At 36.5% G+C, this 17,317-nt stretch carries 21 protein-coding genes; 18 read left to right on the top strand and 3 right to left on the bottom strand.

What is annotated here, in order from left to right; all coding sequences use genetic code 11:
* Window positions 1-539: 539 nt before the first annotated feature.
* Window positions 540-908, bottom strand: a complete 369-nt coding sequence (locus J2S19_RS21470) for a VanZ family protein (RefSeq protein WP_307346270.1) — start codon at window positions 906-908, stop codon at window positions 540-542.
* Between the two features lie 142 nt (window positions 909-1,050).
* On the opposite strand from J2S19_RS21470, the gene spoIIQ reads away from it, so the two are divergent.
* The 10 genes from spoIIQ to J2S19_RS21420 all read left to right on the top strand — a co-directional run bounded on the left by spoIIQ (window position 1,051) and on the right by J2S19_RS21420 (window position 9,355).
* Complete coding sequence (gene spoIIQ / locus J2S19_RS21465) at window positions 1,051-1,983, top strand: stage II sporulation protein SpoIIQ (RefSeq protein WP_307346267.1); 933 nt, start codon at window positions 1,051-1,053, stop codon at window positions 1,981-1,983.
* A 267-nt stretch (window positions 1,984-2,250) separates the two neighbouring features.
* Window positions 2,251-2,433, top strand: a complete 183-nt coding sequence (locus J2S19_RS21460) for a hypothetical protein (RefSeq protein ID WP_307346264.1) — start codon at window positions 2,251-2,253, stop codon at window positions 2,431-2,433.
* Window positions 2,434-2,458: 25 nt separating this feature from the next.
* Window positions 2,459-2,761 carry a DUF4212 domain-containing protein gene (locus J2S19_RS21455; RefSeq protein WP_307346262.1) on the top strand — a complete coding sequence of 101 codons (303 nt, stop codon included), beginning with the start codon at window positions 2,459-2,461 and terminating at the stop codon, window positions 2,759-2,761.
* A 117-nt stretch (window positions 2,762-2,878) separates the two neighbouring features.
* Window positions 2,879-4,531, top strand: a complete 1,653-nt coding sequence (locus J2S19_RS21450; RefSeq protein ID WP_307346259.1) for a sodium:solute symporter family protein — start codon at window positions 2,879-2,881, stop codon at window positions 4,529-4,531.
* A gap of 824 nt (window positions 4,532-5,355) precedes the next feature.
* Window positions 5,356-5,631, top strand: coding sequence for a sporulation transcriptional regulator SpoIIID (gene spoIIID / locus J2S19_RS21445; RefSeq protein ID WP_307346256.1), 276 nt, complete (start codon window positions 5,356-5,358; stop codon window positions 5,629-5,631).
* 155 nt (window positions 5,632-5,786) lie between these two features.
* Window positions 5,787-6,788, top strand: a complete 1,002-nt coding sequence (locus J2S19_RS21440) for a rod shape-determining protein (protein ID WP_307346253.1) — start codon at window positions 5,787-5,789, stop codon at window positions 6,786-6,788.
* Between the two features lie 181 nt (window positions 6,789-6,969).
* Window positions 6,970-7,776: a flagellar hook-basal body protein gene (locus tag J2S19_RS21435; protein WP_307346250.1), complete on the top strand. Its 807-nt coding sequence runs from the start codon at window positions 6,970-6,972 to the stop codon at window positions 7,774-7,776.
* A gap of 15 nt (window positions 7,777-7,791) precedes the next feature.
* On the top strand, window positions 7,792-8,628 hold the full coding sequence (locus J2S19_RS21430) for a flagellar hook-basal body protein (protein ID WP_307346247.1): 837 nt from the start codon (window positions 7,792-7,794) through the stop codon (window positions 8,626-8,628).
* A gap of 12 nt (window positions 8,629-8,640) precedes the next feature.
* Window positions 8,641-8,940, top strand: coding sequence for a DNA-directed RNA polymerase subunit beta (locus J2S19_RS21425; protein ID WP_307346243.1), 300 nt, complete (start codon window positions 8,641-8,643; stop codon window positions 8,938-8,940).
* A gap of 256 nt (window positions 8,941-9,196) precedes the next feature.
* Window positions 9,197-9,355, top strand: a complete 159-nt coding sequence (locus J2S19_RS21420) for a hypothetical protein (protein ID WP_307346240.1) — start codon at window positions 9,197-9,199, stop codon at window positions 9,353-9,355.
* 329 nt (window positions 9,356-9,684) lie between these two features.
* On the opposite strand, the gene J2S19_RS21415 is transcribed toward J2S19_RS21420, so the two are convergent.
* Window positions 9,685-9,927 carry a nucleotidyltransferase family protein gene (locus tag J2S19_RS21415; RefSeq protein ID WP_307346236.1) on the bottom strand — a complete coding sequence of 81 codons (243 nt, stop codon included), beginning with the start codon at window positions 9,925-9,927 and terminating at the stop codon, window positions 9,685-9,687.
* A gap of 179 nt (window positions 9,928-10,106) precedes the next feature.
* Window positions 10,107-10,715 (bottom strand): TetR/AcrR family transcriptional regulator, encoded by a 609-nt coding sequence (locus tag J2S19_RS21410; RefSeq protein ID WP_159433183.1) that lies wholly within the window; start codon window positions 10,713-10,715, stop codon window positions 10,107-10,109.
* 193 nt (window positions 10,716-10,908) lie between these two features.
* Here J2S19_RS21410 and J2S19_RS21405 point away from each other — a divergent pair, with 193 nt between their 5' ends.
* The 8 genes from J2S19_RS21405 (at window position 10,909) to J2S19_RS21370 (ending at window position 17,091) form a co-directional block, all read left to right on the top strand.
* Window positions 10,909-11,751, top strand: coding sequence for a pentapeptide repeat-containing protein (locus tag J2S19_RS21405; protein WP_307346233.1), 843 nt, complete (start codon window positions 10,909-10,911; stop codon window positions 11,749-11,751).
* A gap of 41 nt (window positions 11,752-11,792) precedes the next feature.
* Complete coding sequence (locus J2S19_RS21400; RefSeq protein ID WP_075983142.1) at window positions 11,793-12,425, top strand: FusB/FusC family EF-G-binding protein; 633 nt, start codon at window positions 11,793-11,795, stop codon at window positions 12,423-12,425.
* A 147-nt stretch (window positions 12,426-12,572) separates the two neighbouring features.
* Window positions 12,573-13,508: an alpha/beta fold hydrolase gene (locus J2S19_RS21395; RefSeq protein WP_307346273.1), complete on the top strand. Its 936-nt coding sequence runs from the start codon at window positions 12,573-12,575 to the stop codon at window positions 13,506-13,508.
* Between the two features lie 220 nt (window positions 13,509-13,728).
* Window positions 13,729-13,920, top strand: coding sequence for a hypothetical protein (locus J2S19_RS21390; RefSeq protein ID WP_075983140.1), 192 nt, complete (start codon window positions 13,729-13,731; stop codon window positions 13,918-13,920).
* Window positions 13,917-14,699, top strand: a complete 783-nt coding sequence (locus J2S19_RS21385) for a CPBP family intramembrane glutamic endopeptidase (RefSeq protein WP_307346228.1) — start codon at window positions 13,917-13,919, stop codon at window positions 14,697-14,699. Before J2S19_RS21390 ends, J2S19_RS21385 begins: the two co-directional genes overlap by 4 nt.
* 157 nt (window positions 14,700-14,856) lie before the next feature.
* Window positions 14,857-15,327: a GNAT family N-acetyltransferase gene (locus J2S19_RS21380; RefSeq protein ID WP_307346225.1), complete on the top strand. Its 471-nt coding sequence runs from the start codon at window positions 14,857-14,859 to the stop codon at window positions 15,325-15,327.
* Window positions 15,328-15,505: 178 nt separating this feature from the next.
* A complete protein-coding gene (locus J2S19_RS21375) occupies window positions 15,506-16,507 on the top strand; it encodes a phosphotransferase enzyme family protein (RefSeq protein ID WP_307346222.1) in 1,002 nt (333 codons plus the stop codon).
* 116 nt (window positions 16,508-16,623) lie between these two features.
* The gene (locus J2S19_RS21370; RefSeq protein WP_307346219.1) at window positions 16,624-17,091 is read left to right on the top strand and encodes a GNAT family N-acetyltransferase; all 468 of its coding nucleotides are present in this window, start codon (window positions 16,624-16,626) and stop codon (window positions 17,089-17,091) included.
* Window positions 17,092-17,317 lie beyond the last annotated feature (226 nt).

The raw sequence follows: 17,317 nt of genomic DNA, 5'->3' as shown, positions 1-17,317 counted from the left end.
TAAAAGTGATGAAGCCCAAAATGCAGGGTGAGCAGCAAAGAAAAGTCCTTCATAAATGCGATGAAGCCCAAAATGCAGGTCGAGCAGTAAAGAAAGGTCCTTCATAAAAGTGATGAAGCCCAAATTGCAGGTCGAGCATCAATGAAAAGCCTTGATAAATATGATGAAGCCCAAAATACAAATATCAGGAGAAAGAAATGTTCTTCATAAAAGTGTCCAAGCTCAACGTACAGAAGTGGGAGAAATGAAAATGTCCCTCAGGTTAGTTCATAGTATTGATGAACCCGAAAATTGTTCAAGGTCCATCCAAAATAGTTTCATCAGGCCGATGAACCCGAAAATAAATAAAAGTCTCAACCAAAACCTGCTTCATCAGGCCGATGAACCCGAAAATAAATGAAAATCTGAATCAAAACCTGCTTCATCAGACCGATGAACCCGAAAATAAATAAAAGTCTCAACCAAAACCTACTTCACAAAGGGGCCGAAACCCTAAACCATCCCCAACTCTCCATCAGCCTCCATAACAAACACCAACCTCACTTCCTAAAATAAATCCGCTTTGCAATCAAATAAGAAACGACAACCCCAATCGTATCCTTCACAAAATCAATAACTGTAGCAGAACGCTCAGGAACAAACGATTGATGGATTTCGTCTGTTAGGCCATAGAGAATTGAAATAACAGCTGCGATAATGCTTACTCGCTCTGTCCATTTTCCATGTGCTTTGAATGCAAAGGCAATTAACCAATAAAGGATGGCAAATTCAATTAGATGTAATGATTCTTTTAAGAGAGCATCAAATGAAAAGGGGGTATTTACAACGGCATCAGCTGGATGACTCGATAAAAACCAGATGAGCCCCATATATAGTAACGGAAATAGAGTAAAGGCAATTTTCTTCATGTGTATTAGGTCCTTTCAAAAAAAGTTTTTAAATGCATACATATTATTATAAACACTGCACAAACTAAATTTAAAAAATTTTTTTTAGAAAGTGTATATATTCTCTCAAATCTGTTCAGAATGATTTTTGAGGTGATAAGAAATGAGAGAGGAAGAAAAGAAACGTACTTCTCAAAACACAAAATTTCAACAATTTTTCAGAAAACGTTGGGTATTTCCGGCAATATACCTAATGAGTGCAGCAGTTATCCTTACAGCAGTATTATGGTACCAAAATATTAGCAATGATGTCGCAGAAGATTTAAAGAATCAACAAAATGAGCAAGGCGAAAGTGCAATGAAGGATCCAGAAGCAGTTGAAGTAAATAGTGCTGTGGAAAACTTCAAAATGCCAGCATTAGACCCTGATGCAGTAAACGTTGTGAAAAAGTTCTACGATCCTAATGCAACAGCTGAAGAGCAAGAGGCTGCGTTAGTATCTTATGAAAATTCATATCGCATGAACAAAGGGATTGACCTTGCAAGAGAAGACCAAAAGGAATTTGATGTTGTTGCATCATTAAGCGGTACTGTAACGAAGGCTGAAAAGGATCCGATTTTAGGTTATGTAGTGGAAATTGACCATGAAAATGACTTAACAACCGTTTATCAATCTTTATCAGCAGCAACAGTTAAAGCTGGTGACAAAGTAGAACAAAGTCAACCAATCGGTAAAGCAGGTAAAAGCTTATACAATGAAGAAGATGGTGTACATGTTCACTTTGAAATCCGCCAAGATGGTGTAGCGTTAAACCCGTTAACATTTATGGATAAGCCGGTAACATCTATAAATGAAGCAACACAGGAAAATGCTGAAGAAGAAGCTACTGAAGAAGAAACAACAGATGAAGCTACAGAAGAAGATGCAACTGAAGAAGAGTCTTCTACAGAGAAAGAATCTACAACTGAAGAAGAAACTGACAAAGATAGCGACTCTACCGAAGATGCTCCTGAGTCAAAAGACGAAGAAGCAGAAACTGAAGGTAGCGAGCAATCAAACGAACCAGAAGCATCAAATCAAACATTAAATTCATAAGGATATCTGTATACTCGAGGTGGACTCAGGATGAGACCTACCTCGATTTTTTTATATTAGAAAGTAATCCCTTCAGTCTATCTCTAGGAAATGACAGATTTTTGTCGAGAGAAAGTTCACACAATTTTCACAATTTCTATTGACCGTATTGTCACTCCACTTCATAATAAAGAAGGTAAATGAATGGCCAATCAGTTTTAGAGGAGGTGTAATACTCATAAAAATTGTTAACGCTTTCAACCATTGAGAAGGAGGAGGATTTATTTCTTGTTCATTCTATTATTAATGCTAGTCATAACAGGCTTTTCACTTGTTATGGGTTTACGAAAACGAAAACCTCAGTTTCTATTATTACCTATCCTAACACTGCTTATCTACTTCATCGTCCAAATAGCTTTAGTTCCTGCACCATTTGTTGATACTGTTAAATTTATTTTTAGTTTATCTTAATGAAAAAAATTTCGGAGGTGGCTAAATGAAAAAGATCGATAAAAGTATCGCAGATGCCTATTTTAAAGAGCGAACACGCAATGTTGTCATTTTTTTAATTATTGGCTTTCTAGCATCATTTGGGGTTGTACTTTTTGCTGAACCTCTTAGTGGCTTCACAATCAATGGATTTCCGTTTCACTATTTCATGGGAGCACAAGGTGCTGTCGTCGTCTTTATTCTATTATTATTTGTAAATGCAAAGGTTAGCGATGCAATCGATAGAAAATATGGAATTGATGAAAGTAAAAATGAACAACTTAGCGCTGGTAAGACGTTAGACCATTAATAAAAGTCAATATAAAAGGGGTATCTATAAATTTAGTTCGTCACCAATGATTCATATAAAATCTTTCCAAGGGTGAGATGGTTAAACTATTTTATGAGGCAATAAGGGGGAGTTTCATTGGATGCACAATTTATGGTTTCATTGACAATCATTCTATTAACGTTTGCACTTTATATCGGAATTGCCATTTATAATACAGCAAAACAAACATCTGACTTTTACGTAGCAGGACGTGGTGTTCCGCCAATTTTTAATGGAATGGCAATTGGGGCCGACTGGATGAGTGCAGCTTCATTCATTGGAATGGCTGGTACAATAATGCTATTAGGCTATGATGGTCTTGCCTATATTATGGGGTGGACAGGTGGTTATTTACTTCTTACCTTTTTATTAGCACCACAGCTACGAAAATATGGTCGCTACACTGTACCGGAATTTATCGGTGACAGATATAATAGTCATTCAGCACGGATTATCGCGGCGATTTGTACAATCATTATCAGTTTTACATACTCTATCGGACAATTATCCGGATCTGGAGTGGTAATTGGTCGTTTATTTGAAATCGATGCACAAATTGGAACAATGATTGGCTTTGTCCTCATTGCCTTCTATTCAGCTTTTGGTGGGATGAAGGGGATAACATGGACACAGGTGGCACAATATTTAATTCTCATTATTGCATACTTAATTCCGGTTATCTTTATGTCATTACAGCTGACGAATAACCCTGCTCCATGGCTCTCCTACGGAAAAATTGTTGAGGAGATGGGTGAATTAGACCGACAGTTAGGGATTTCAGAATACTTTGCACCATTTACAAATGGAACGAAGTGGCAATTCATAGCCTTAATGTTTACACTTATGGCTGGTACGGCAGGCTTACCACACGTTATTGTTCGCTTCTATACAGTATCGACAATGAAGGCAGCAAGATGGTCTGGAGCGTGGGCACTTTTATTTATTGGTCTTTTATATTTATCTGCACCTGCATATGCTGCATTTTCAAGATTTATTTTAATGACAAATGTCGCAGGGAAAAAGCTTTCTGAGTTACCTACCTGGACGGAGTCTTGGGTGAATACAGGAAAGCTTCAAATTGCAGATGGGAATGGTGACGGCATCCTGCAATGGAGTGAACTCATCATTTCTAATGATATTGTCGTAATGGCAACACCGGAAATTGCAAATTTAGGGATGTTTGTCATTGGACTAGTTGCAGCTGGAGCAATGGCAGCAGCATTATCAACAGCTGGCGGCTTAATGATATCTATCTCATCTTCATTTGCCCATGATATTTATTATCGCGTGTTAAGGCCTCAGGCTTCAGAGAAGAACCGTCTAGCTGTTGGTCGTTGGTCAATTGTCGTTGCTACTCTATTAGCTGGTCTGATTGCGTTAAATCCGCCTGGAGCGATTACCCAGATTGTAGCCTGGGCCTTTGCATTAGCCTCAGGAACATTCTTTCCTGCTCTGCTCATCGGTGTCTGGTGGAAACGTTCAAACACACCTGGAGTCATCTCAGGAATGGTTGTAGGCTTAGGTGTGACGCTGTTATACATCTTCCTGTCTAAATATGGTGGTTTTACAATTGCTGGCATCATCGACACAGGTGCAGGTGTATTCGGGGCATTCGCTGGTATCGTAACGAACATCATCGTCTCGCTTTCTACAAAGGCACCATCAATCGAAAAACAAGAAGAAGTACTAAACCTTCGCTATCCTGAACAAATGACGTATAAGGATGGGGAGGTTTGGATCGATAAATAAGGGGTATAGCCGTCTGCTTTGTATTTTTATACAGGGTGGGCGGTTTTTTGTTTGGGGGATTAAACAAGCAGACATGGGGTCAGTCCCTCTTTTTTGTTTAATAACTTTTGTAGGAGTTGGAACGGAGGTTAGGTGATATTGTTTTGTTTTTTTTAACTTTGTTTAGTGGTAAAACGGAAGGGTCAGCCCCCTCATTTGGGGCTTTATAGCTTTTGTAGGAGTTGGAACGGAGGTTAGGTGATATTGTTTTGTTTTTTTTAACTTTGTTTAGTGGTAAAACGGGAGGGTCAGCCCCCTCTTTTGTGGCTTTATAGCTTTTGTTGGGGTGGAAAGGAGGTTAAGTGACATTGTTTTGTTTTTTTTAACTTTGTTTAGTGGTAAAACGGGAGGGTCAGCCCCCTCATTTTTAGCTTATATATTAAGAATAGGGATTGAGCGTATTGAGTGCAGCTTACCTTTTTTTGTTGGAGGGGGCAGACCCTGGTTCTCAACTTTTTTTGCGTTTAGTATATATGCTTCGACAGATTTCTCGGGAAATAATCTTTCTTACGTTATGAATATTATATTTAGGATTTATGCCTAATTTGAAAAAAATTACGAAATGCCTTGTCCCTCTTGACATTTGTTGCATATTCCGTCACCCAAGCTAATAAAATGTTACAAACCTATCAAAGAGAGTGTTTGAGGTGAGGGATCGTGAGTGTATTTTATCATCGCAGTAGCGTAGGCATCATTCAATCATCTAAGAGAAAGTCAGACAAAGTGTCTTGGCATGCGAGTCTCATTTCACACTTCTCACATCCATATTAGGGAGGTCGAGTGGTGTGCACGATTACATCAAAGAACGCACAATCAAGATTGGGAAATATATCGTGGAGACAAGGAAAACAGTTCGTGTCATAGCGAAGGAGTTTGGAGTTTCCAAAAGTACCGTTCATAAAGATTTAACAGAAAGGTTACCTGAAATAAATCCTGATCTTGCGAATGAGGTAAAGGAAATACTTGATTATCATAAATCAATTAGGCATTTACGAGGTGGTGAAGCGACGAAGCTTAAGTACCGAAAGGACGAGATTTTAGAAGAAGAGCCAGTGAAATAATATGAATCTATCTGATTCAGTGTAAATCGACAAATCCCTACATAAACTAACTAAATTATTTTACAAAATCATACTATTTTTTTCAATTTATGATACAATATTTAATTAGGTTAGCTATTAACGGGAATGAAGATTTGCAAGGAGGATTTAGATAGATGTTTGCGAGGGATATAGGTATAGATCTTGGAACGGCAAATGTGTTAATTCATGTGAAAGGCAAAGGAATTGTGCTTAATGAGCCGTCCGTTGTCGCATTAGATAAAAACAGTGGGAAAGTGCTTGCGGTTGGTGAAGAAGCTAGACGTATGGTTGGACGTACTCCTGGGAATATTGTTGCCATCCGTCCATTAAAAGATGGAGTCATTGCAGACTTTGAAGTAACAGAGGCGATGTTAAAGCATTTCATAAATAAACTTGATGTAAAAGGGTTATTTTCAAAGCCACGTATGTTGATTTGTTGCCCAACAAATATTACATCAGTTGAACAAAAGGCAATCCGTGAAGCAGCTGAAAAAAGCGGCGGAAAGAATGTCTTTCTTGAGGAAGAACCAAAAGTTGCGGCAATTGGTGCTGGAATGGACATCTTCCAACCTTACGGAAATATGGTAGTTGATATAGGCGGTGGAACAACAGATGTCGCTGTGTTATCAATGGGCGATATTGTCACCGCCTCATCAATTAAAGTTGCAGGGGACAAGTTTGATATCGAAGTGTTAAATTACATCAAACGTGAATACAAGTTACTAATTGGTGAACGTACTGCAGAAGACATTAAAGTAAATGTTGCAACAGTATTCCCAGGCGCACGTTATGAGGAAATTGAAATTCGTGGTCGTGATATGGTAACTGGTTTACCAAGAACGATTACCGTTAATTCAAAAGAAGTGGAAGAGGCACTCCGTGAACCTGTCGCTGCGATTGTACAAGCAGCAAAAAGCGTATTAGAGCGTACACCACCTGAGCTTTCAGCAGATATCATTGACCGTGGTGTCATCTTAACAGGTGGCGGAGCGTTATTGAACGGATTAGACCAATTGCTTGCAGAAGAATTAAAGGTACCGGTATTAATTGCCGAAGCACCAATGGACTGTGTAGCAATTGGAACAGGGATTATGCTAGATAACATTGACCGCCTTCCAAAGAAGAAACTCGGTTAAAAAGAGAAAGAGTCTACATTGCTGGGCTCTTTTTTCTATATGATGGATAGGAAAAAGGTATACATTTCCTAAAAAAATGTGATGAGAAATAACTATATCTCCTTTATAATAAATAACAGGGAATTCTGTCGAAAAAGAATTCAATTTGTCCGGAACAATGAACTTTTAAGGTGGAGATTATATGTTAAGGGGTTTATATACAGCAACAGCAGGTATGCTCGCTCAACAAAGACGTACAGAAATGCTTTCAAATAACATTGCTAATGCAAATACAGCGGGATACAAAGCAGACCAAGCGTCAGTTAGAGCATTTCCAGAAATGCTTTTAAAGCGAATCGATAATCAAACTGTTAAATCTACAGTTGGTTCTTTAAATACAGGTGTATATGTACAAGAAATTGGCAGTCAATATAACCAAGGTGACCTGCGGGAAACAGGGTTAATGAGTGATGTCGCACTTTTAGAACAGAATGTACCAGTTCATCCTGAAACAAATATGAAAGGGGCTCTTTTCTTCGCCGTAGAAAACCAAGCAGGTGAGGAGCGCTACACACGTAATGGGAGCTTTTCATTAGACGAAAACGGTACCCTTCTTTCTAACGGTAGCCAAGTACTATCAGTAAACGGTCAGCCTATAAATATCCAGTCTAGTAATTATCAAATTACAGAAGATGGCGATGTTTTTGCAGATGGTGAATTTATCGCACAAATTGATGTTCGGTTTGAAGCAGATATCCGCAACCTCGTTAAAGAAGGAAATGGCCTTTATCGTACAGCTGACAATGGTGCGTTGCCATCAGCACTTAATAACGGAGAGGTTACGTATAGTCTTAAGCAAAATTATCTAGAGGGCTCAACAGTAGATGTTGCCCGTTCATATACAGACATGATGACAGCATATCGATCATTTGAAGCAAATCAAAAGGTACTACAAGCATATGATAAAAGTATGGAGAAGGCCGCGAACGAAATTGGCCGTTTAAGCTAATAGGAGGAACAGACAATGTTACGCACAATGATTTCAGCGACGAATACAATGGGCCAACTACAAAAACAGCTTGATACAATCGGTCATAACTTAGCGAATGTCGATACCCAAGGCTATAAACGAACACAAACAGGTTTCTCAGAGTTAGTAAGACAACAATTTAACAATCAGACAAACGAAGCAGATGAGATTGGCCGTTCTGGGACTGAGTTAGGAATCACCCAAGGAACAGGAGCGAAACTAGGCAGCAGTCTTGTATTAACACAAGGCAGTATGAAACAAACAGACCGTTCATTAGATATCGCCTTTACAGTTCCTAACCAATTTTTACAAATCGATGTTGACGGTGAAACCCAATATACGCGAGATGGAGCCCTATACTTAGCTCCAACTAACGATGGAACAAATCGCCTTGCATTAACAACGTCTGAAGGTCGAGCGGTTCTCGATGAAAATCAAAACCCAATCGTTTTTGAAGACTCATTTAAAGAATTGCAGATTTCTCAGGATGGAACCATAACCGCAATACCTCGTAATGAAGGAGATATGCCACAAGTATTTGGCCTTGGTGTCGTGCAAGTCGACCGTCCACAGCTGCTTGTTCAAAATGGGCATAACCGCTATAGCTTAAACAACGACTTAGGCGAGCTTCAGTTAAATGACATCATCACCTATTTAGAAGGAGCCCTTCGCGGAGATGTCTCCATGCAACAAGGGGCTTTAGAAATGTCTAATGTTGATGTCGCAAAGGAAATGACAGATTTAATGGTATCCCAGCGTTCATACCAAATGAATGCAAAGACAATCACAATGGGTGATCAAATGATGGGATTAATAAACGGTGTAAGATAGGAGTTTGGTCTATTGGTTGCAAAAGAATCGACGAAAGTAACTAGCCGGGAAGAAATGAAAAATGGTAAGAAAGCAAAAGAAACCAAACAGGTACAAGAGGGAACTACACGAACGAAACAGAAAGAGAAAGTACGACTTCGTATCCGACTATTACCAATATGGATAAGAGTATTGCTTGTTCTTATTTTCATGGTGGTTAGTACACTTGTCGGCATTATCGTAGGCTACGGAATCATCGGCAACGGTAAGCCAGCAGATGCACTCGATAAATCAACATGGCAACATATCATCGACCTAGTTGAAAAAGAATAAATGAAAAGGAAGGTGAACGCCTTCCTTTCGTCGTATACATAAAGAAAGTAATTTGATAAGGAGACTATACATATGTTAGATATTACAAAAATAAAAGAAATTCTTCCACATCGTTCATAACTAAGAGCTGCTTTAAAACCGGAACTGATATTGGCATATGAGGGGCTTTTAATTCACGTAGAAGGTTACTTTCAATAAGCGATTACTATTAATCCAAAAGAGAGTTTTTCAAGTGAAGACATGGGAGAAATCCCAAATGGATGAACATAACAGAACCAATGAGGCAATACTGCAAGGGATGTTAACAGTAGAAAAGAGTTTGGTAGACAGTGGCTATTCAGTAGATGAGGTATCCAAACATATACCCTATTCAGCTGAAGAGCTAGAAGGATTTCTTAAAAGGTTTGAAAAATGAATCAGGAACATTTTTTATCGAAATATTCGGTCCTTTCCTCCCTCCTTTCAGAAGTTGCCGGTGTGGCGATAAGCTTTATTGATAATTGTAAAATTCCAGTATTTTCATGAAAGAGGAGGCCAACGTGCAAAAACGGGTATTTTTGGAAAATGTAATTGCTTCAGAATACGCTCAGACCCGTAAAAACCTATCAGAATGTCTTACCTTTATTAATTCTTTTTATCCGAAAACATCCCATATGTAGACAATCTCTTTGAGTATTTGCTCTCGCAATTGCGGTTTTATCATTGCTTCAGTTGCTATATAAACCTTCAAGCCTAATTTATCTGCTAGTAATATTTAATAGACAAGAATTCTAAACCGATTGCCTTCTCAGATTCTATTAGAATACCTACATCACTAGTATTTTGTTGTTGATTACGGGCGTATGAATAGAAAATGCCAATTTTTTTAATTCCATATTCCTGTAAGAATTTTTTTGATGCTTTTATTTGTTTTTCTAGATGTTTTATTAATGGGTCTTTCATATCCGACACACAATCGACTAATACCCACTTAAATATTTTTGACAATTAACGGAACACTATCCTTTTATCTAGTCTCCAATCTGGACTGGGTGATTTACCAGCAACGGTATCTTATGGAGGCATAACTATACGGGTAATCGTTATTTACATATTAATATAGGAGGACAATTACATACATAAGAAGCACAGATGACGCGCGTATCATCTGTGCTTTTTTAAGGGAATTATGTTTTTAATATTGTTTCTAAAAAGAAAGCAATATGCTGGTCTAAAAGGGATTCTACTTCTGAGGTATCCTTCCCATCAAATGTTAGAATATTATATTCCGTTAGTAAGGAGAAAACAGGATATTGATACTCTATTGCTAACATTTTTGGATTGAGTGGACGGATCTTTTTCATGTCTATTAATTTTGTGAAAACTATTTCAAGGAATTGTATCGTTGTTTTGAATAAATCGTTTATAATTATTTCTCTTGCAAGAGGAGAACGGTATTGCTCTACTTGAAGAATTCGCCATATTTTTTGCCCGTTTTCATTCTCCATATACTTCTTGAAATTTCTGTGTCCTGCTTTTAAAAATTCCTCTACTGAGTTAGTTTGTAAAATATTATCTAACATTTCAATTGGTGGTAGCGTTTTAGAGAAATCATCTCTAAAAAAGGTAAAGATATCCTCCAGTATAGCATCTTTACTACGATAGTGATTATATAAGGAGCTCTCCTTAATCCCTACTTCTCTAGTAATTTCACGTATAGATACTCCACTATATCCTCTTCGGGAGAATAGGTCCAATGATGTATAAAAAATTCTTTCCTTTGTGCTTAATGTCATACTTCTACACCTCATTTTAGTCATTCTTTTATCTAAAAGATTTCTATTTATACACAGTACTAAATATTGAATAGATATTGCAATTTGCTAATGAATGGATATAATAATATTATATACTAACGTTAGTTAGTTTTAAAGAAGATTATTACTGGAAATTTACAAACCCATGTAAAAATAGAAGGAAGTGTAAGTGTTGACCGAGCAACTCATAAACAAAGACAATAAGCCTCATAAATTAAAAGCAGATTGTGAAAATTGCTTTGCTCTGTGTTGTGTGGCGTTGCCTTATTCGCAGTCTGCCGATTTTGCTATGAAAAAATGTGGCGGAACTCCTTGTATACACCTTAAATCGAATTATAGGTGTAAAATTCACCAAAATCTTAGAACTAGTGGCTTTAAAGGATGTACGGTATATGAATGCTATGGAGCAGGTCAAAAGGTTTCTCAAGAATCCTTTCAAGGGGTAAGTTGGAGGGATTCTCCGAATATTGCTGATGAAATGTTCCAGGTATTTCCAATTATGCAGCAACTTCATGAAATGCTTCATTACTTACAGGAGGCTTTAAACTTACAGGATGCACGCCCTTTATATAATGAATTGCAACAGATATACGAAGAAACGGAAATGGTTACGCATGGTAGTCGAGCGTCCCTCTTAGAATTTGATGTGCCTGCGCATCGAATGATTATTAGTAATTTGCTTCTAGATGTAAGCAAATTAGTGCGAACCAAAGTAAAGGGTGGGAAATACCTAAAACCTAAAGGAGTGACCACTGATTTAATCGGTGCAAATTTTAAAAGAGCTAATCTAAAAGGTATTAGCTTTAGAGGGGCTTATTTAATTGCTGCTAACCTAAGAGGTGCTGATTTAAGAATGTGTGATTTTCTTGGTTCAGACTTAAGAGATGCCGACTTAAGTGGGGCAAATTTGACAGGAAGCTTCTTCCTAACTCAGGCACAAGTGAACGCAGCTAAGGGTGATAAAATGACCCAATTACCCAAATCGGTTTCTCCGCCACTACATTGGTTAGTTTAGATGAATTAGGTCAAGTTCAATAAATTATTGGAGTGATAGAATTGAAATCTTTTATTCGTACGGATCAATTTAATTTTATAAAAAGACAAGTACAAAATCTTGTTAATGGTCACGCTACAGCTAATGATGATGGTGTGAGGAGTGCTTTGAAATCAATGACTTTAGAAAGAGTTTTAGTTTTATTTCCTTTAATAGATGAGGAACAAGCACAGTTATTACAACCCATATCTTTAATTGATAATAAAGAAGAGGCAGAAGCCTTTTTATCACAATTGAAGCCTTATGTCATGCCTTTTGAAGTGTCAGAGCAGGGAATAAAGAAGCTATTTCCTAAAGCTAAGAAGTTAAAGGTACCTTCGCTTGCTGAAATAGATTTACGCGACATAGCTTATCTAAGTTGGACAGATACCACTTCTAATAAAAGGTATATCGTCATTAATCGTGATAGTAAGCTGATCGGTATAGAAGGTTCATTTACACCATCGAATCAAAAAGGGGTTTGCTCTATATGTAATAGTCATAAAGAGGTTGGGATGTTCCTTGTTAAAGAAAAAGGAAAAGAACAAGGAACTTTTAAGACAAAAGGAAATTATATATGCCATGATAGTCAATCATGCAATAAGAATCTGACATCTTTAGACAAATTAAATAATTTTGTGGATTTGCTTAAATGATGAAACTAGATAAAGAGTAGAAGTAGTACTGTATGGAACAGCTAGTGATTAGAACTCAAGCCAAGTGAAAGCACCAGTGTGGGTTTTCTCAATATTGTGGTAAACAAAATTAAATAATAAAGAAAGTTGGTGTTCTCTTTGAAATTTATGGAAAAGGTTACATTAGGTAATGTTGAACAATGGTACATTGCTCGTGGTTCTAGTATAGAAAACCCAATTCTATTATTCTTTCATGGTGGCCCAGGAAGTCCCCAAACAGGGGCACAACATAAGTATAATAGAGAATTAGAGAATCACTTTCTTGTTGTGAATTGGGATCAGCGAGGTTGTGGGAAGTCCTATAACAAAGACGTCGACCCGCAAACGATGAATGTACAGCAATTACTCTCTGATGCATATGAGCTAGTACAACATTTGCTAGAACGTTTCAATCAAAAGAAGGTCTATATTATGGGTCACTCGATGGGAGCTTTAATAGGGGTACTTTTTGCAGAAAAATATCCGGAAGTAATATCAGCGTATGTGGGAATTAACCAGCCGATTAATCGGCCTTTGGAAGAGGAAATCTCCTATAAATTCACTTTTGATTATGCTACCAAAGTGAATGACAAGAAGGCAATTGTGGAATTAGAGCAAATAGGCGCACCTAATAATGGTTCATATAAATCAATTGATGGACTGGTAAAGCAGAGAACCTATCTTACAAAAATAGGTGGAGTTACTTACAAGAAAAATGCTATGTTCATCAATATGCATTACTTGTTAAGTTCTCATTTTAACATGAGGGATCGACTAAATTTCTTTAAAGGATTCTCTTTCACTTCTCAACACTTGTGGGAGGAATTATGTTCCTATAATATAGCTGAGAGTTTATATGAATTAGATGTACCTGTTTACTTTGTCATGGGGCGACACGACAAAATTGTCCATGACCTAGTTGAAACTTTTTATCAAAAAGTCAAAGCACCAAGAAAGAACATCTTGATTCTAGAAAATTCGGGGCACATGGCTTGTTTTGAAGAGCCAGATGTATTTAACAGTTTTATGATTAACAAGGTACTGAAAGAGAATGAGGCTGTTTAAACGATACAAAAAGGCCATTTTGAGAAAAATGACAATCTGTGATTTGATTTATAAATGTTCTTATTTTTTCTCTTTTTGAGAAGTAAGTGGATAGGTAAGATTAAGTAAATAGCAACCCAACATAAAAAACATAACATTTTTTGAGAGTGTACACGTTGATAATTCTTTCTAAGAGTATGCTAACAGCCAAAAATAATTGTAGGAGAAGGAGAATTTTCAAATGTTTAGTGTGTATTATAACAGATTTAAGGTTGCTTTCTGGATAATTTTAACGATTTTATTTGCTACAGGGAGCATTTCAAATATCTACACTGGTACTGATTGGGAAGTAGCATTAAATGCTGTACTTGGAGCTGTTTGTTTAATTGTATCCATAACATTATTTGTTAAACAAAGGAAAAATGAGAAATGAAAAAAGACTTAACTGAAAAGGATGGAAGATTAATATTACTGTTGACACTTTTAGGAGCTTTCGCTGCCGTGGTAATGATTCCTTATCAAAAGGGGATAGGGCTACTAGATATATTGATTGAGACCTATCATATCTCCTTTACAATTGCTGCAATAATAAATGTCATTCAGGTAACACTCTACACGTTAATTGCTTCAGCTATTGGCCTCCATCTTGCTAGACGTGTAGGTTTTAATGTTTCTTATCTAAGAGGTTTAGTATATAAAAATAAAACAGTTCCTTTGTCTTTGAAATGGATAATGATTGCAATTTTAGGCAGTGCAGTAGGAACATTAATCATTGCAGTCCTAGAAGTAAAGGTATTTCAACCTCATCTTGTAACCCAGTTAGTACCGAATGTAAGTCTGTGGAAAATAGGATTGCTTATGTTTTATGGTGGTATTGTTGAAGAAATATTATTACGTCTTTTCCTTCTATCTTTAATTGTTTGGATTTGTTCCATTTCCTATCGGAAGCAGTCTAGGCCTATTCCAAAATATATCTACTGGATTGCGATCCTTGTATCGACCTTATTATTTGGGCTCGGGCATTTACCAGCAACTGCAACTGTCTTTGGTGAGATTACTAGTTTATTATTTATTCGTGCTATAGTATTAAATGGATTGATGGGTGTCTTCTTTGGTTATTTATTTTGGAAAAAGGGTCTAGAGTATGCAATTATTGCCCATATGCTAGGGGATGTATTTTTGCATGTAGTATGGCATTCGTTGTTCACGTAATAGTACAACATAAGCAACATTTTAACTTGATAAAACAAACAGAACATATATAGGGGAGACTAACTAAAAGTTTACTTTTCTTTCTACTAGCATAGTATCATTTTCAGTCAGAATGTGTACCGAAGTGTCTTAGATTTCAATTTTAGGAGAAAAGAATATGAATGGTATAACTTTACGAGATATAGATAGCAATAACTTTTTTCAATGTATAATGTTAAAATCGCAGGAGTCTACAGGTTACCCTCTTTTTGAGGAAAATGTTGCTTCAAATGTCTTTTCCATTGCACAATCAAAGGTTGAACCTGAATGGGTTACGAAAGCAATCTACAATAATGAGAATGAGATGATAGGTTTTGCGATGTATGGACTTTCTCCCATTTTACATGTGTATTTTATTACAAGGTTAATGATCGACTATAAATACCAGGGAAAAGGTTATGGAAGATTAGCCATGCTGGAAATAATCAAGGAAATGAGAAAGCTCTCTTGTGAAGAAATCTATACAAGTTTTGTTCCAACTAATGACAGAGCAAAAAACTTATATATGAGTCTGGGTTTCAAAGACACTGGCCGTGTCGTAGAATTTGGGGAAGAAACCGAGCCACTTTATTGTTTAAATCTTAACTAGTAGTGGAGACCGTCTTGGATGGTCTCTTTTTCACATAGAATATTTCAATTATTATAGGTTCTAATTTTTATGCTCACAAGGTTATTCGTTAAAACTATCTAAGTAAAAAAACAGTTATACGTTTAATTAGAAAATGTTTCGGTAAATAGTTTACGTTAATTCGTTAGGAGTAGTTAATATGGACTTAAAATTGATTTGCAATACATGGGATATTGGTAGGATTATAGAGATTAGGGAAATTAATCAAGGCTTTATGAATAAAACATACTCTATAATTACAGAGGATAATTCGTATATTTTAAGAATTTATGAGAGTGAAAGTGATATAACCAAGGTTAGACGTGAGTATTTGATACTGGAGTACCTAAGTAATTGTCAGCTTTCCTTTGAAGTACCCACTTTTATAATGAACCATACTGGTGATTATTTATATCAGTCATCTGAAAATGGAACCATTTCTATTTTAATGCCTTTGTTAAAAGGGATTAATCCAGATTTAAGCGATGCTAAACAAGCTTATGAAGCTGGAAAGGCATTAGGAGAGTTAAATAAAGCACTAAGTAGACTAAGTGAAGATGTATATAAAGATTTGGGAAGAAATCCTGCCTATGATCAATTTCGTCAATTTCATCCTTTAATTAAAGGTATTGATAAAATTGTTGATCATTTACCAACTTCTATTGCAAAAAAACACGAACTACATAAGATCTTTCAACAACTTGATAAGGAGATTGATAATAGTTATTATCATCTGCTTGGAAAACAGTATATTCATGGTGATTATACTTCGGGCAATATATTGTCTATCAAAGGAAAGATAACTGGAATCATCGACTTTGAATTTTGCTGTTATGATGTACGTCCTATGGATTTGGCAATTGCGCTAGGCGGAGGACCAACAGCATTATGGGAAATGGACCAAAGTCTAACCAACATAGGCATGCTGACAAAAGGATATGTTAGTGTTACCCCCTTAACCGAAAATGAATTATTGTATATTCCTTTTTTGATAAGACTTCGTCGTGCTGCCATGTTCGTTTACTTTACGGCAAGGTATGTAAAAGGGCTTGATAGTGAAAATTGGATGATTGGAATCATAGATTGGATACTTGCAAGTGAAGCTTGGCTAATCGACAACAAGGATAGATTAATAGATAAAATTATACAACAAAGCAGGTGAATTTTATTGCATTTCTTGGAAGAAGGGATATAATAGTATTATGTGCTAACAAACGTTAGTTATTATAGTGCGAATATGATGTATCTTAAGGAGAATTAGAAAAAAAGAGGGATTTTATGACACGAAACATTTTAGTTAGAGAAATTACAAAAGAGAATTGGGAAGAAGCATTCAAAATATCTGTTCATGAAAACCAAAGTACATTTGTTCCCACTGTGGCAGAATCTCTTGCTTTTGCATATCTTAAGCCTTGGGATGAAGCGCTAGATCCTTACGCTCTTTATTGTAACGATTCAATCATTGGTGCTTTCTACATTTCTTATACACCAGGTAGTGAGTATAATTACTGGATCGGTGGATTTCAAATTGATAAGAAGTTCCAAGGAAAAGGTTATGGAAAAGATTCTTTACATATTATAGTAGACTTCATAAAAAAGACACATCCCGCATGTAAAAGCATCTCATTAACTGTTGAGAAAGAGAATAATCAAGCAATACATATATATGAAAAAGTAGGATTTACAAGTCAGAAGAAAGCAAATATGTATGGAGAACTTGTTTTTAAACTAGATGTACCAAACTGAAGCAAACTTATTTTGGTAGTGTCTTCATAAAGTAGAGGGCATAACCTGTCTATTAATAGAAATGGTATAGGACTATGCAAAAAAAGAAGCAGGTTAGTTCCAATGTCCTACAGCCAAATCAAATGTTGCATTGACTATATCGATCGTATGAATTTTCCATCTTCTTACCAAGGTTACTTTTTCCCTGCACCAGGAATAAGAGCGTATAAACAAGTATCTGCGTGTT

Source organism: Metabacillus malikii (assembly GCF_030813355.1).
Taxonomy (GTDB): Bacteria; Bacillota; Bacilli; order Bacillales; family Bacillaceae; genus Metabacillus; species Metabacillus malikii.
The sequence above is the reverse complement of the archived record's forward strand: the minus strand, read 5'-3'. Positions and strand labels throughout refer to the sequence as shown.

Coding starts and splice junctions, on each gene's coding strand:
- J2S19_RS21470 (WP_307346270.1), bottom strand. CDS start 908: ATGAAGAAAATTGCCTTTACTCTATTTCCGTTACTATATATGGGGCTC.
- spoIIQ (WP_307346267.1), top strand. CDS start 1,051: ATGAGAGAGGAAGAAAAGAAACGTACTTCTCAAAACACAAAATTTCAA.
- J2S19_RS21455 (WP_307346262.1), top strand. CDS start 2,459: ATGAAAAAGATCGATAAAAGTATCGCAGATGCCTATTTTAAAGAGCGA.
- J2S19_RS21440 (WP_307346253.1), top strand. CDS start 5,787: ATGTTTGCGAGGGATATAGGTATAGATCTTGGAACGGCAAATGTGTTA.
- J2S19_RS21435 (WP_307346250.1), top strand. CDS start 6,970: ATGTTAAGGGGTTTATATACAGCAACAGCAGGTATGCTCGCTCAACAA.
- J2S19_RS21430 (WP_307346247.1), top strand. CDS start 7,792: ATGTTACGCACAATGATTTCAGCGACGAATACAATGGGCCAACTACAA.
- J2S19_RS21420 (WP_307346240.1), top strand. CDS start 9,197: ATGGATGAACATAACAGAACCAATGAGGCAATACTGCAAGGGATGTTA.
- J2S19_RS21410 (WP_159433183.1), bottom strand. CDS start 10,715: ATGACATTAAGCACAAAGGAAAGAATTTTTTATACATCATTGGACCTA.
- J2S19_RS21395 (WP_307346273.1), top strand. CDS start 12,573: ATGGAAAAGGTTACATTAGGTAATGTTGAACAATGGTACATTGCTCGT.
- J2S19_RS21390 (WP_075983140.1), top strand. CDS start 13,729: ATGTTTAGTGTGTATTATAACAGATTTAAGGTTGCTTTCTGGATAATT.
- J2S19_RS21385 (WP_307346228.1), top strand. CDS start 13,917: ATGAAAAAAGACTTAACTGAAAAGGATGGAAGATTAATATTACTGTTG.
- J2S19_RS21380 (WP_307346225.1), top strand. CDS start 14,857: ATGAATGGTATAACTTTACGAGATATAGATAGCAATAACTTTTTTCAA.
- J2S19_RS21375 (WP_307346222.1), top strand. CDS start 15,506: ATGGACTTAAAATTGATTTGCAATACATGGGATATTGGTAGGATTATA.
- J2S19_RS21370 (WP_307346219.1), top strand. CDS start 16,624: ATGACACGAAACATTTTAGTTAGAGAAATTACAAAAGAGAATTGGGAA.